Origin of the sequence: Dyadobacter pollutisoli (assembly GCF_026625565.1) — a bacterium.
Taxonomy (GTDB): domain Bacteria; phylum Bacteroidota; class Bacteroidia; order Cytophagales; family Spirosomataceae; genus Dyadobacter; species Dyadobacter pollutisoli.
This window is the reverse complement of the sequence record NZ_CP112998.1, coordinates 775,618-791,088: the sequence shown is the minus strand read 5'-3', so window position 1 is coordinate 791,088 and position 15,471 is coordinate 775,618. Positions and strand designations below refer to the sequence as shown.

Genomic DNA, 15,471 nt, shown 5'->3' with positions numbered 1-15,471 from the left:
ATTTTGTTACAAATGCAATTTCTTCCTGATGGTCCGTGCAGCTGGTTACTTTGTAAGCAATGCAGCCAAAATTGCATTGCTTACAAAGTCTAGTGGTTTAATATCCGATTGGCGCAGCGCCAGCGGTGGTAGTCCAGCCTGGATTTTGATAGATCGGTGACGTAGTGGCATCTCCGGCAGTGGCTGTGAGTGTGAAGTGCTGCGCCGCAATCGGGCTCAGGTAGTGTGCCATTGCCCATTTGGTCCCGTTATAAGAATTGGAGTTGCTTCTGATTTCGTGAGGTCTCAGGTACGTGCTCAACGCCGGATCGGAAACTACTGAATTGCTGACGGCACCTCCATATACGAGCTGGGAAGCGGTGTACCAAGCTTTCATCGGACCCCAGAGTTTGAACCCCTCCACGTGGTATGGCGTGTTGATCATCTGGTCCATGGCCCTCCACCTTTTCAGGTCCATAAAGCGCAAGCCTTCGGCCATCAATTCGTTACGACGTTCGCGGCGTATGTTGTACAATGTAGGAGACACAAGCCGGTTGGCCGAATAAGCGCCCCAATCAGCCGTTTCTTTGGACATTTGCGTAGCAGCAATCGTTTTGTCAATGTCGGCATTCACTTTCGCACGCGTCCGGATCTGCTGCCAGTAGCTGATCGCATCCGCGTCGAGTGTTCCCGTTTTCTCGTAGTTCGCCTCAATGTAATTCAGGTAAGCTTCCACCGCCCGGAATGTGATGGATCCTGTATATCCCGCACCGTTTCCGCAATGAATGGCATCGTAAGTCAGCCCTTTACGGATCGTGTAGCCGGTGGTATATTTTTTCTCGTAGCTCGACTCCCAGATCATTGGCGTAGGCTCGATCTCTGTTGCATGTGATCCCAGTGCGAGATTGAGCAATACGTTTTTCTGGCCCGGCTCTTTGAGAAACAGGTTAAGTCTGCCGTCACGGTCGGTGCGCACGTCATTGATATAATCATCGCCTTTATAACCACTTCCTGCCGCATAAATCGGTAGCCCGTTGGCCATCAGAAAGCTTTCAACCATACTTCTGGTGAGTCCCACCGCATAGTTGCCTGCCTGTGCGTTCACCGGGACGTTGTGGGTTACCAGCGTTCTGTTGTACTGCCGCCACATCAACACTTCGCTGTATGAAGACATGTTTTCAGCGCTGAACATATTGAAATACGGGTTTTCATTGTTGGCAGAGAGAATAATCCCGGTGTTGTTTACCAGCTGTACGCTCGATGCAACCTCCTTGGCAGCAGCCATTGCCTGGGTAAGGAAATAGTCGATCTCTCCCTCAATACTTCCGGTCGGGAATGCATAAGCTGAACCTTCCGGTTTGCTGCTTCCCGGCCATTCCGGGCCTTTCGGAACATAGGCTGTACCTTTGAAATATTTCAGCCAGGTGCCTTCATACAATGCTACACGTGATTTTACCAGTTGTGCTACCCTTTTTGAAACGCGATTGGTCCCTCCGGCAGGCGCAATGTTCTGCATCATCAGTGCTGCCGAATCAAGGTCGGAAATAATAAAACGGGCCACCTCATTCCTCGGGTTTCGTACGCTGGCGGCCGTCAATGCAGCCTGGTTGTCGGGAAGGGTTGTGCGAAGGATCGGAAAGTCTCCCAGCGCCTGCAACTTTTTGAAGTATTCAAATGCCCTCAGAAAGTAAATCTCCCCAATGTAATGCCTGATGTTAGCGTCAGTTCCGGTGATTTCGCCATTTTTCAAACGAGGTATAACCGTCTGCAAAAAGTAGTTCATCTGGAAAATATTCGCAAAATCCCAGTCTCCGCCTGCCGATCCTGTTCTCCATAAGCCGGGCATATATTTATTGTCCAAAGCCGGGATCGCCATATCGTCCGTGTTGCCGTCTGTACCAAAAGTGCCGAACGACCAGTTGCCATGGGAAGGCAGAATGGCGGGGTAAGCACCCACTGCGTAGGCTGCAAGTTGCGACTCTTCACGAAGGTAGTCTTCCGGTGTAATGCTGGACAGGGGTGATTGATCCAGGTAATCATTGCAGGATACGGCCATGAAACCAGTCAGTCCCAGCACAATGGCACTTAGTTTTTTATATCTGAAAAAATTCATTTGTGTCTGATGTTAAAGAGTAATACTTAAACCGGCCGAGTAAACTTTTGAGAGTGGGTATACACTTCCGCCAGAACCGCCGTCCACCGTTTCAGGGTCAAACATTTTCGCTATTTTCGATCTGGTAAGTATGTTTTCACCAGAGAAGTAGATCCTCAGTTTTTGAATACCTGCCTTTTGAGTAATGCTTTGCGGGACGGTATATCCAAGTTGAAGGTTTTTCAAGCGGAGGTATGAAGCATCCTGAAGATAGCGGGTTTGCACCTGCTGGTTTTTACCGCTGCCAAATACGGGGCGTGGATAATAGGAGTCAAGGTTCTGGCCCAACGGATGGTTTGCATCGGCACGGAAGTAATCGGCATGGTCTTTAAATCCGGTCGACCACCAGATGTTGTCGGTCGCCCCCCAGAAGAAGTAGCTGCCCTGCCAGTAATCACGTTTCAGAACACCCTGGATAAAGGCACGAAAATCGAAACCTTTCCAGTCCAGGTTCAGGTCCATACCGACGGTGTATCGCGGTGTGCTGTTACCGATTTTACGCAAGTCGCCCGGGTTATCCTGAGTATAAGCACCGCTGTTGATCAGGCCATCGCCGTTCAGATCTGCATACATGATGTCGCCTGCTCCCCACTGTGATCCGAAAGCACTCTGGCCTCCGTTTGCAAGTGTTGCCAAATGGGAATCCATCTCTTCCTGAGACTTCGCGATACCTATGGTCGTGTACCCCCAGATGTCGCCCATTTTTTGTCCTTCACGATACCTCGAAAGGTCTTTGGTCTCATTCGGGTACCGCGTGATGGTAGTTTGATAGTCCGATAACAGCAAACGAAGACTGTAGCCCAATCCGTTTTTCAGGCGGTCGTTCCAGGCCACCTCAAACTCGAAGCCCGCTGTTTGCAAGTCAGTATTGTTGGTTTGCGGTACCGCAGTTCCCAGGATGACGGGCAATGTGGGCGCAGGGCCTACCATGTTGAGTGTCTTGCGACGGAACCAATCGAATGAGCCAGTCAGGCGATTGCCAAGCATTCCCCAGTCAAGACCCAGATCGTAGCTTTTGACCGTTTCCCATGTCAGCGTCGAGCTGATCAAGCCCGGCGCGCTCGCTGTATTGGGTCTTGCGCCGTTGATCAGCCAGGATCCACTCGCCGTGCCTACCGGCATCGTCACGTAGGTAGGATAAAAGTCCGCTGAACCGTCAGCAGGCTTTTGGTTTCCCAACTGGCCGTAAGATCCACGGAATTTGAATGTATTGACAAACGAGATGTTATCCGAAAAGAAATGCTCTCTGGCCACATTCCAACCTAATGAAACGGACGGGAAAAGATCCCAGCGTTGCTGTGCACGGTAGCGGGACGAACCGTCATAACGAAGATTGGCTTCCAGCAGATACTTACCGTCATAATCATAATTCAGACGTCCAAAGAAACCGGCAGTAGCCCAGCGCTGGTAAACACCGGTAACCGAGGGAGCAACCGCCAGGCCATTTGCATCCGTACCGCTGGTGGTGGCAATTGTTGGCAATGAGGGCACGAGGATTCCGTTTCTTTGTGCGCCCAGGTTGTGGTATTTGGTAAGTTCGGTCTGAAACCCGCCCATGATTTTGAAAAAGTGCTTTTGAGCAATGGTACGGCTGTATTCAGAGTATAAGTTGGCGTTGAAATAGTTTTCTTTATTGGCATATTCGTAGACGGCGGAATTGTTGCTGTATACATACGGACTCCCGTTCACGTCGTGGTTGTAGGTTTTTTGCAAATCCCAGTGCCTGAAATCATTACGGGTACGGTAATTGATTTCCGCGAAAGACTTCCATCCTTTTACCGGTTCCAGCACCAGCTGAAGTTGATTGTAAAGGTTGTCGGTCTGGTTGCGGTCTTTGCCGCCATCCTTCATTGCCAAAGCAGGGGAAGGAGAGCTGAAAAGAAACCCATTGGGATCGTACAAAGGCAATGTAGGCCAGCCCTGGCGACCAAGGTCCTGATAAAAACCATTGGTCAGGTTGGCGGGCCGGTTATAATCTTCGCGGATAAAACGCGTGGAATAATTAACCGAAAGTGCCTCTGTGAGTTTTGAGTTGATCTTCGCAGTAAGACCATACCGGGTAAAATCATCTTGATTGAACTTCATCAGACCTTGCTGGCCCATGTAGTTACCGGATATGTAAACCTGTGTTTTCTCAGTACCGCCGCTCAGACTGAAATTGTGCTCCTGAGACAGGGTTTTGCTTCTGAACATTTCCTTGTACCAATCCACATTGGCGTTACCGTAGCCATAGCCGTCGGCCCAGTAAAGCGGGTTGTTCGGATTAGCAATAACCGAAGTGGTGATTTTACCGCTCTGGTAATCCTGGATGCGCTGGAGTTGGTCGGTATTAAAATGCGGTGCACTGCCTCCGTTTTGTCCTGCATCGTTGAAATACAATGCAAAAGTGTACGAATCCATCATTTTCGGCATCAAAACCGGCGTGGTTGCCCTAAAGCTGTTGTTGTAATTAATGGAGAGTTTGCCAGCCTTACCTCTTTTGGTAGTAACCAGGATCACACCGAAAGCAGCACGTGAACCATAAACAGCCGCGGCAGCAGCGTCTTTCAATACTGAAATACTTTCAATGTCCTGCGGGTTAATGGCATTCAAAGATCCTTCCATCCCGTCCACCATAATCAGCGGGCTCGAAGAAGAATTTCCAATCGTTCCATTGCCACGGATGTTGATGCTCGGGTTGCTTTCCAGTGATCCGTTGTTTTGTGAAATGTTGAGACCGGTTACCAGCCCCTGCAATGCTTGTGTAGCATTCCGTACAGGCCTGCTTTCGATCGCTTTCGCATCCACTGTTGCCACAGCGCCGGTGAGGTTTACTTTTTTCTGGGTACCAAAACCAACGACCACCACTTCATCAAGGTTGTTGATGTTGTTATTGAGCGTTACATCCAGTTCGTAAACGCCATTGGCCTTCGGTGAGTGATCGGCGAGCTCAACTTCTGTGGCGATATAGCCGATAAATGTAAATACCAGTACGGCATTGTTGGCGATGTCAAGTTTATAGTTTCCGTTTGCGTCAGTTATTGTACCGGCGGTGGTCCCCTTGGCAAGAACACTAACACCCGGGAGCGGGCCCGAAGCATCTTTCACAATTCCCTGGACCTTTACCATTTGGGCATATGACGTGGTCGATAAGACAGTGAGAAGGGCCACTATAACGCCCATCCTGTTAAAAAAATAGCGTAGTCTTTCTTTCATTTTAGAACTGTTTTTTGAGATGGAATCAATTGTTAATCTTTATTCAAGAGCGGGTCAGGGATCAAAACCGGATAGCCGGGGTCTCCTGTTTACTTTTTTGAACGCTGCCATTTTTGTACAGAAAATCAGACTTGTTTTCAATTTATTTTTAGTAAGATTGTCACCGGTGGAAATATCTTCTATCACCATGGCTGCCAAGAGGCCATTCATGGAAAAAGTCTATTTTAATGTTCAGATTTTCATCTTTCACTTTGTCCGAGTGCACGCCCCGAAGCCAAGACTTTCAAATAATCATTTGAATAATTCAAAACTACGTGGACAGGTCTTTTAAGGGGAGGTGTTTTTCGTCAGTTAGCGGGTAAAATCTGCTGGCTGTCAAAATTTGTTCGCAGATTTTGGCTTTTTCTGATCAGCATTATGAATCAATACCAACTGTAGGGAATGGGCAACGGCGACAAAATATCAGGGGTGAAACAGCGACTTGTGGGGGTTCTTCTTTTGCTCGTCCTTTTTACCGCCGACGCGCCTCTTTCGGCGCAGGACAAATCTCCGAAATTCCGTTTCGAGCATATCACCGTAGACGACGGCCTGGCTCACAGTGATGCCATGGATGTCGTACAAGGAAGTCGCGGCTTCATCTGGATTGCGACTAATAATGGCGTAGATCGCTTTGATGGCTATGATCTCAAACATTATCAGCTACCGCTAAGCGATCCGACGGGTGTATCGTCCAACCGGGTGCAGGTATTATTTGTTGATCTGAACGGCACATTGTGGGTAGGAACCGAGCATGCCGGGATATACTATTACAACCATAGCAATGATCAGTTTCAAAGGCCTGTTTTCAAAATGCGTCACGGCCTGGTCGGTCAGGAACGTGACCGGCTAAGCCGTGGCAGCGTCAGATCGATGGCCATGGATCAGCGCCGCCGCCTCTGGATTGCGACATCGAACCATGGCGTTTTTTGTCTTACGCCAGATGCAAATGCCGTCATTTCCAGTGTGAACAGTGTGGCACTGGGCAGTCCATACGGAGCCGCCTCTGTGCTGGTGACCGAGGCACGGCAGATTTGGATCGGAACGCTTCAACATGGACTATGGAGGGTTGATTCTGATGCAAAAGCAGAAAATGGGACTTATCGAGCCTCTAAGAATAATACTATTTTAGAGACAGAAATTCATGTCATGCGGCGCGGTGCAAATGGAATGATCTGGATCGCCTCCGATAACTTCGTGTACCGGCTGTCACCCGGCCCGGGCAAGGCTACTTATAAAGTTGAAAAGCTTCCTGAGTTTTTTTATGAAATGCAATGCCTTTATCCGGACTCTTTTGGTCGGCTTTGGATCGGGACAAATTTTGGACTACACCTGATTGAAAATCCTGAAACCTACCTGCAAAACCCGCATTCGCAAAGGGTACATCATTATGCTCCTCAGGATTCTGATCCGTCCAGTATTAATTCGGGGCGCATTCATCAGATTATGGAGGATACCTTTGGAAACCTATGGCTTGCGGCGTCTGCGGGCGGGGTCAACAGGATTCGTCTTCAATCCAAAGGATTCCACCACCTGAGCCGTGAAGTCTCAGGGAAACCCACTCTTACCAACAACTTTGTGAATGCCGTGACGCGTGACGATGCCCGTAACCGGGTATGGATCGGCACGCGGAATGGTTACTCGGTGTATGATGAAGGATCGGGTAGTTATCACAATTTTCTGAGCGTGTCACCGAGCGGAAATGCCACCGGCAACGATGTATCTGCTTTTTGCCTGGTTGGCGATTATATGTGGATTGGTACCCGTTATAAAGGATTGTATATGACAGAGGCGAGTCATCTGGAACGTCCGGTATTGCTGGCTGAGCTTACGGGACTTTCGCCGTGGAATTATTTAAGCATTGAAAGCATAGTTGCTGACGGGAAGGGCCGTGTCTGGGTCGGTACTTTTGGGGCAGGAATGAGCCTTTTTACCAATGAGGGCAAGTATATCAGAACTTACAATCGATCTAACAGCCCTTTGCCAACAGATGATATAAGCTTTCTTTTAGTGGATCCCTCACAGGATGTAATTTGGGTGAGTACCCGTGACCAGGGGGTATTGAAAATGCAGGAAAAAAATGGAGTGTTGCGTTTGCTCAGACAGTTTAAGCATGAACCGGGTAATGAAACTAGTCTGAAGGTGAATTTTGCGTGGCCTTTGCTAGGGGACAAAGAAGGTAATATCTGGATCGGCACCATTGGGGGCGGGCTTCATAAATTATATACAAGTAATGGTAAAGAAAAGATTGCGCGATTTCAGCACCTGGTGGCCGACAATGATATCGAAAGCATGCTGGCCGACAGCCAGGGGAACCTCTGGCTGGCCGGTGCGGGACTGAAAAGATTTTCGCCCAAAACCGGTGAAGTGGTGCATTATGATGTAAGTGATGGCCTTCAGAGCAATTCATTCAAGGTTGGGTCGGCTTTCAAGTCGGCTTCGGGTACCATGTATTTTGGAGGTACTAATGGGCTCACCTGGTTCAAGCCTGAGGAAATACGCCCCAACCCGCTGCCCCCTCTGGTAAGGATCACAGGATTTCGTGTACTGAATAAAAATCCTGACGAGACGTACGGACAGGCCGCAAGCTCGATGGTGACCAGGTCTTTTTCGGAAGCCGAAGGCGTGACGATCAATGCCGGTGAAAACGACTTTTCATTTGAATTTGTGGGCCTTAACTACGTCAACCCTCAAAAGCAATCGTATGCGGTCATGATGGAAGGGTACAGCAAAAGCTGGATCCAACTTCCTGATGGGCAGCGTTCTGCCAGCTTTGCAAACTTGCCTGCGGGCGATTATGTATTTCGGGTAAAGGCTAATAACGGAGAAGGGGTGTGGTCGGTAACGCCCGCTTCGGTGCATGTGAAAGTGCTGCCGCCCTGGTGGCAGACCTGGTGGGCATACCTGGCGTATTTGATCCTATTCGCGGCATTACTTTTTTTATACAGAAAGCTGACAACCAGTCGGTTGAAACTAGAAAACAAATTGGCACTCGAAAAGCTCAAAAGCGATAACGAGCGAGAAATGGCAGAAATGAAGGCCACCTTTTTTACAGGCGTATCACACGAGTTCCGTACGCCGCTCACGCTGATCCTCGGGCCGATGGAGGAATTCGTTCATACACTATCAGGGTCGGAAGCTATGCGGGAGAAAGTAATGATGATGCACAAGCAAACGCGTAAACTTTTGAACCTGGTCAACCAGCTCCTCAGTTTTCGGAAAGTCGAATCAGGCACTATGCAACTGTCGGCAGCCCGGCAGGACATCGTTGTTTTGATCAAAGAGATTTTCTCGATTTTCAAGATCAAGGCCGACGAGCTGGACCTTCGTTACCAGCTTGATATCCCTCCCGGTGAGGTACCTGTTTATTTTGATCCTGAAAAACTGGAAGTGATCATTACCAACCTTTTATCTAATGCATTTAAATACTGTAAACCTGGTGGAGATGTCACTTTGACAGCCCGAATTATCGGATCTCCGCAAAGCGATGCGAAATGGGAGAACAATACCATGGTCGATCATTATGTCGAAATTTCCGTGTCCGATACCGGTAAAGGAATTCGGGAAGATGAGCGGGAAAGGATTTTTGACCCTTATTTTCAAGCATCAAATGCTACTTCGGGTATTACCGGCTCGGGTATAGGACTTGCATTGGTAAAAGAGTTTGTGAACCGGCACTCTGGTCATATCCTGGTCAAAAGTGAGATTGGCGTGGGGTCAACGTTTGTTGTTCAGCTGCCTTTTGGTAAAGAACATCTTCAGGAGCATGAGCTGGCCGATGACATTTCCTTACCACTACTGGCCGAAACACAAACCGGGGCGGTAGCGCAGGTTTCCAGACCAAAAGTTCCAAAAAAAGGAGCGGCAAAAATTCTGATCGTAGAAGACAATACCGACCTCAGGCGCTATCTGAGTAGTTTGTTTCAGGATCTGTATGAGGTATTTTTGTCCCCCGACGGATCTGACGGCTGGGCGAAAGCAACCGAGATTTTACCGGATCTGATCATCAGTGATGTGAATATGCCGGAGATGAACGGGCTCGATTTGAGTAAAAAGATTAAACAGAACTTGAAGACAACCCATATTCCGGTGATTTTGCTCACGGCCCGGGCCGCAGCCGTGCAGGAATTGGAAGGGCTGGAAACCGGGGCCGACGATTACATCGTAAAGCCATTCAATGAAGATATACTGAAAGCGAAGATTAACACGCTGCTCCATAACCGCGGCAGGCTTCAGGAATATTATCAGCGCCAGATTCTGTTACAACCCACCGAGATCCTCATTCCGGATGAGGACAAGATTTTCCTCGAAACGGCCATGCAAATTGTGGAAGCAAACCTTACCGACAGTGATTTTAACGTGCAGTCGCTTGTGACCAGCATGCACATGAGCCAGTCGGTATTCTACCGCCGGATCAAAAGCATTACCGGGCAAACGGTGATCGAATTCATTAAAGATGTTCGTCTCAAAAGGGCCGCACAACTCCTAACAAACCAACACGCGCGCGTTTCGGAAGTAGCGTTTATGGTCGGGATCGAAGATCCGAAGAACTTTCGGGTTTCTTTTCAAAAACGGTACGGGATGTCACCGTCCCAATATGCCAGCGCACAAAGAGAACCCAGGGAAGAAGCCAGCGCATCTGACGGCTGAACGGACTTTTTAGAAATTCATAAAATTTGACCTGTTTCCTGACGAATAATACCCTTCCAAGGTTTTGATCTGTGCCTAGTTTCGCAATATCAAAACATCAATCAGAAATCGTTTGTCATGAAAAAATTTGTTTTTCTACTCCTAGCTACACTTTTACGGGGCACTGCCGCCCGGGCATTTACCGGACCGGACTTATCCGAAAACCAAAAGGATAGTACCGTTTTTATGCCGGGCGAAGTATGGAAGGATGAGCATGGCAATGTGATCAATGCGCATGGCGGCGGGTTGCTTCACAATAGCGGTACCTATTACTGGTATGGCGAGGTGCGCGGCGAAACGGAATCAAAAGGCGTTAATGTGTATTCTTCGAAAGACCTTTATCATTGGAAATTCGAAGGGCTGGGACTGAAAACAAGTTCGGACCCGAAAAGCGATATCGTAAGCGGCTGCATTATAGAGCGCCCGAAGGTGATATTTAACCAAAAGACTAAAAAATATGTAATGTGGTTTCACCTGGAAATGAAGGGGCAGGGATATGATGCCGCCAGGGCAGCTGTGGCCATCAGTAACAAGCCGACAGGCCCATTTACCTTTGTGAAAAGTTTCAGGCCCAATGGGCATATGTCCAGAGATATGGGACTTTTTGTGGACTCGGACCAGGCTGCATACCATATCTATTCAGCCAAGGACAACTATGACCTGAGAATTTCCCGGCTGACAGACGATTACCTCTCCCCTACTTCGCAAGACAGCCTGTTGTTCAGCAAGCACCGGGAGGCACCAGCCTTATTCAGGAAAGGAGATCAGTATTTTCTCATCACCAGCGGCTGCACGGGATGGGCTCCCAACCGCGCCAGCGTCCACGTTTCCAAGTCACTCTTCGGTCCGTGGGAAATGATTGGTGACCCAATGGCCGGCCCCAAATCCGAGCTTACATTTGGAGGGCAATCCACCTTCGTACTGGCGGTCCAAGGGAAAAAGGATGCTTTTATTTTTATGGCCGATGTATGGAAACCAAAAGATTTAAAAGACAGCCGCTACATCTGGCTGCCGATTGGATTTAGAGACAACAAACCAGTTATTGAATGGAAGGATCAGTGGGGTTTGTCAGTTTTTGAAGAATAGCAATGCTGGTGGCCGCCGCTTGGTATTGATCAACCATTTTTTAAATCAGCGCTCATGGATCCTGTGGGGAGTTTATGGAGCGAATAAGCAATAAAATTGGTTTTCTTTGTCATCTGGATTGCCTGCGCTCACAGTGCCGCCCAATCGCTCATTCCGACCAGTCGGATTCTTCTAACTGGAATATTTCGTCAACTGAGCTTTGGAGTACATGCGCAATTTTAAAGGCAAGCAGCGCGGAGGGAATAAATCTGCCGGTTTCAATTGAGTTGATGGTTTGCCGGGACACTTTTACCATATCTGCCAAATCCGCCTGGGTAATGTTATTGCGGGCGCGCTCCAATTTGATCAGGTTCTTCATCAATCATTAATTTTTATGCCTCAGATAATGAAACGCGACCAGAGCAAGAAGCAATATCATCACAAGCGAGTGATAGGCCGGAATCGACTCCATGAGCTGCCCGCCATTAGGTTCAGGCTTGCTCAGAAAGAAATAATTAATCAGATGAGTAACAAACAATCCTACCGGCACAGCCCAGGTCAGCGCCCGGAACTTCAATTGGTGAATGCGCTCGTCGTCGATTTTTTCCTTTGAAAAGAAAATGAAAACCAACCCCCAGCAGCAGAGACCGGCAAGCAAATTGAGGTCAACCAGGTGAAATTGGAGATACTTCGAAGAAAAGGAATATATCCCCCAGCCTATCAGCAAGATGCCTACAATCTTCATTGGATAAGAATAGGCGAATACGTTCAGTGTATCTTTCATATTTGTAAAGTTTAGAAGTCCTAATGTAAAACAAACTTTACAAAATAAAAACACGAATCAATATTCGGGCCGTTATTTTCTTTAATGTCTACGTCCTTTATTGCAAATAGGATGAGGATAGTGCCGGAGGATTAATATCAGGCAAACGATCGGCGTCTCTTCACAATTCTTCCATCTGAGGTTTCCAATCTTTGTTTCTTGTTTCCGGTTTGGAAACAAGAAACAAAGTATTACATTTGTGTATGACAACGCGTAATGGAATGAGACCGCAGGACATTGTTCTGCTACTCAAAATCATACTTTGGGAATCAAGAGAATGGCAGTATCGAGAAATTGCCAACGACTTGAATATGAGCATATCCGACGTTTCGCATTCGCTTACCAGGAGCGCAGTTGCCGGATTGTTCCAGCCCGATCGCAGGAAAGTGGCGCGGCAGAAGTTGTATGAATTCATCAAATACGGACTTCACGTCGTCTTCCCGATCCTACCCGGCCCTATCGCAACCGGAATGCGCACTGCGCACTCACACCCTTTGTACCAGGAACAATTTTCAGCAGAAGATATTTATGTCTGGCCCGACCTTAACGGGTTACATCGCGGCCAGAGCATCCTACCACTTTACAAAGGAGCGGCCATCGCAGCTCAAAATGACGAAAACCTTTACAAGCTGCTCGCAAGTATTGACATTCTGCGGGTAGGACGTCCGAGAGAAATCAATGCAGCATTAAGCGTTATCGAAAATTATCTACTGTGAGCCTCTTCAAAACCTGACCCGCATAAAGGTCGTTTGCCGCGCATTGGGCGAACTAGCCAGCGATTTTTTCTTCATCGGAGGGGCGACTGTTTCTCTTTATACCGACAGAGTTTCATCCGAGCTCCGCCCTACCGACGATATCGACATCTTGATCGAGCTCACGAAGTATGGCGAGTTTGCGAAAATGGAGGAAAAGCTGAGAAGTAAAGGATTTACTAATGATATTGATTCAAGGGTCATTTGCCGCTATAAAATTCAGGGCATAACCGTCGATGTAATGCCGACGTCTGCAAATATTCTTGGCTTTACAAACAAATGGTATGAAGAAGGGACTAAGAATGGGACGAGCGTCAAGGTGGATGAAAGTATTGAAATACGAATTTTTGCGCCGGTTTACTTTCTAGCCTCCAAGTTTGAAGCCTTCAAAAATCGGGGAAGAAATGATGGTAGACAAAGTTCTGATTTTGAGGACATTGTTTACATTCTCAACAACCGTTCCCTCATTTGGGAAGAAATAAAAACAGCAGATTATTCTGTGAAAGATTATCTCATTAATGAGCTAGACGTACTTTTCAAAAATAAATATCTGGACGAATGGATCGGATGCCATTTGGAATACGCTGAACAAAGGCGGATCGGATTCATAGTCGGCTCAATGAAGGAACTCGCAGGACTATCAAACGATAAATGAGGTCAGGGCCGCAAGAGTGACTTCCAGCCATGACCTCAAAAGTATTTAGGCAGATATGATTTGCCACCAAACCTCACCGCCACCCCAGCCCCGGAGCCACATGCTCCAAGATCGAAGACAACACATGCACATTGTAATCAACCCCTAACGTATTTGGAATCGTCAGTAGCAGCGTATCTGCTTCCTGGATGGCTTCATCCTGCGCCAGTTCTTTGATGAGCTGATCTGGTTCGGCGGCATAGCTTCTACCAAAAATCGCATTTTTGCCCTGCTCGATCATGCCGATCTTGTCGCGCCGGTTGGATTCCTGGCCAAAGTACATGCGGTCCTGATCGTTGACCAATGCGAAAATAGACCTGCTCACTGAAACCCTGGGCTGGCGCTTATGGCCCGCTTTCTTCCACGCCTCTTTGTACAGCCTGATCTGTTCGGCCTGCTGCACATGAAAAGGCTTGCCGCCTTCATCGTATTTCAGGGTGGAACTTTGCAGGTACATCCCGTTTTCCGCTGCCCAGATCGCCGTAGCATTGGAAGCGGCTCCCCACCAGATGCGTTCCCGCAATCCTTCCGAGTAGGGCTCCAAACGAAGCAAGCCCGGTGGGTTTGGAAACATCGGGTACGGATTGGGCTGCGCAAATCCCTTACCTTTTAACCTTTCAAGGAATTCCAGCGCTTTGCGGCGTCCCATTTCCGCGTCTGTTTCGCCGTCAGCCAACTCATATCCAAAATAGCGCCACCCATCGATCACCTGCTCTGGCGACCCTCTGCTGATGCCCAATTGCAATCGCCCTTCCGAAATCAGGTCCGCAGCACCGGCATCTTCCACCATATAAAGGGGGTTTTCATAACGCATATCGATCACGCCCGTCCCAATCTCTATTTTGCTGGTTTTGGCGCCAATAGCCGAAAGCAAAGGAAATGGCGATGCCAGCTGCGATGCAAAATGATGCACACGAAAATAAGCGCCGTCCAAACCGATTTCTTCGGCAGCCACAGCCAGATCAATGGATTGAAGCAATGTGTCGCTCGCTGTCCGCGCGTTATAAGCCGGATGATTGGACCAATGCCCGAACGATAAAAATCCTATTTTCTTCATAACTGGTCTTTCATAGTCAACTAGGATTACAAAGATTATGCGGCATTAAAAGTTCCGGGCTACCACTAACCTAAAGGTGATCGGGTGTAGCAGCCTGCAAAGGTAGTAGTCGCTGAAATTCAGCACAGTAAACTGTACGCAAGATACCCTTTTGTTTAACAGGCGTTTGCATTGCCAGCAACTGCCAGCGCATGCTTTCAATTCCTAAACCAAACCGTTAAACCATCAGGTATGAATCTTCAAAATCTTCTCATGCTGTGCGCCATTACTATGATTTCGGGCGCGGCCTCTGCGCAGCAAACCGTGCCCGCCAAACCCAAACCGGGCGGAATGTCTTTTACCGAACCCGATTCAATGGATTTCAATGACCATGCGGGATACGTGTCGCTATTTGACGGAAAAAGCTTAAAGGGCTGGGATGGAAATCCCAAGTTCTGGCGCGTCGAAGATGGCGCGATCGTCGGTGAGTCAACGGTGCAAAATCCAAGCGGCAACAGCTACATTGTAAACCGGGATATGCAGGCCAAAGATTTTACGCTCAAATTTGAGATCAAAGTTGAAGGCAAAGGCGGCAGCGGGATCCAGTACCGCAGCATTACGGGCGTGCCCTGGCTGGCCAAAATTGCTGATAATGTCACGGCTAACGTCGGGCCGGTGAATCTGGACTGGATGATGACCGGGCCGCAGGCGGATTTCTGGCCGAGCTCGCCGGTTTGGACGGGGCAATTTTACTCCGAAAACACGCCGATGCGAATTTTGGCCTGGCGCGGGCAAGTAGTGGAAGGTTACGGTGAAAAGAGCAAGCGCCTGATGGGAAGCGTTGGCGACCGTAAGCTGTTGGGGGAGGCCATCAAGATGAATGACTGGAACCAATACATCGTCATTGCCCGTGGCGGGGTATTTATTCACATTCTGAACGGCACTGTCATGGCTGTCATGATTGACGACGACCCGAAATCATCCAATAACTAGACGGGCATGATCGGGATTGAAATCGAAGCGACGACCAAAGTCTCTGTCCGCAATATG

10 protein-coding genes are annotated in these 15,471 nt (G+C 48.5%); 5 read left to right on the top strand and 5 right to left on the bottom strand.

Annotated elements, in window-relative coordinates:
- Positions 1–97 precede the first annotated feature (97 nt).
- Both ON006_RS03425 and ON006_RS03420 read right to left on the bottom strand, forming a co-directional pair.
- Positions 98–2,092 carry a RagB/SusD family nutrient uptake outer membrane protein gene (locus ON006_RS03425; protein ID WP_244823908.1) on the bottom strand — a complete coding sequence of 665 codons (1,995 nt, stop codon included), beginning with the start codon at positions 2,090–2,092 and terminating at the stop codon, positions 98–100.
- A gap of 12 nt (positions 2,093–2,104) precedes the next feature.
- Positions 2,105–5,326: a SusC/RagA family TonB-linked outer membrane protein gene (locus tag ON006_RS03420; protein ID WP_244823907.1), complete on the bottom strand. Its 3,222-nt coding sequence runs from the start codon at positions 5,324–5,326 to the stop codon at positions 2,105–2,107.
- A 441-nt stretch (positions 5,327–5,767) separates the two neighbouring features.
- Between ON006_RS03420 and ON006_RS03415 the strand changes: the two genes are divergently transcribed.
- Together ON006_RS03415 and ON006_RS03410 are read left to right on the top strand one after the other, a co-directional pair.
- The gene (locus ON006_RS03415; RefSeq protein WP_244823906.1) at positions 5,768–10,012 is read left to right on the top strand and encodes a hybrid sensor histidine kinase/response regulator transcription factor; all 4,245 of its coding nucleotides are present in this window, start codon (positions 5,768–5,770) and stop codon (positions 10,010–10,012) included.
- A gap of 117 nt (positions 10,013–10,129) precedes the next feature.
- Complete coding sequence (locus ON006_RS03410) at positions 10,130–11,137, top strand: glycoside hydrolase family 43 protein (protein ID WP_244823905.1); 1,008 nt, start codon at positions 10,130–10,132, stop codon at positions 11,135–11,137.
- A gap of 148 nt (positions 11,138–11,285) precedes the next feature.
- Here ON006_RS03410 and ON006_RS03405 read toward each other — a convergent pair whose 3' ends face one another.
- Positions 11,286–11,495 (bottom strand): helix-turn-helix transcriptional regulator, encoded by a 210-nt coding sequence (locus tag ON006_RS03405; RefSeq protein ID WP_244823904.1) that lies wholly within the window; start codon positions 11,493–11,495, stop codon positions 11,286–11,288.
- A gap of 6 nt (positions 11,496–11,501) precedes the next feature.
- A complete protein-coding gene (locus ON006_RS03400; RefSeq protein ID WP_244823903.1) occupies positions 11,502–11,900 on the bottom strand; it encodes a hypothetical protein in 399 nt (132 codons plus the stop codon).
- Positions 11,901–12,142: 242 nt separating this feature from the next.
- On the opposite strand from ON006_RS03400, the gene ON006_RS03395 reads away from it, so the two are divergent.
- Together ON006_RS03395 and ON006_RS03390 are read left to right on the top strand one after the other, a co-directional pair.
- Positions 12,143–12,655 (top strand): hypothetical protein, encoded by a 513-nt coding sequence (locus ON006_RS03395; RefSeq protein WP_244823902.1) that lies wholly within the window; start codon positions 12,143–12,145, stop codon positions 12,653–12,655.
- Between the two features lie 43 nt (positions 12,656–12,698).
- Positions 12,699–13,346, top strand: a complete 648-nt coding sequence (locus tag ON006_RS03390; protein WP_244823901.1) for a nucleotidyl transferase AbiEii/AbiGii toxin family protein — start codon at positions 12,699–12,701, stop codon at positions 13,344–13,346.
- A gap of 73 nt (positions 13,347–13,419) precedes the next feature.
- On the opposite strand, the gene ON006_RS03385 is transcribed toward ON006_RS03390, so the two are convergent.
- Positions 13,420–14,442 carry an LLM class flavin-dependent oxidoreductase gene (locus ON006_RS03385; RefSeq protein WP_244823900.1) on the bottom strand — a complete coding sequence of 341 codons (1,023 nt, stop codon included), beginning with the start codon at positions 14,440–14,442 and terminating at the stop codon, positions 13,420–13,422.
- Between the two features lie 231 nt (positions 14,443–14,673).
- On the opposite strand from ON006_RS03385, the gene ON006_RS03380 reads away from it, so the two are divergent.
- On the top strand, positions 14,674–15,414 hold the full coding sequence (locus tag ON006_RS03380) for a 3-keto-disaccharide hydrolase (protein ID WP_244823899.1): 741 nt from the start codon (positions 14,674–14,676) through the stop codon (positions 15,412–15,414).
- Positions 15,415–15,471 lie beyond the last annotated feature (57 nt).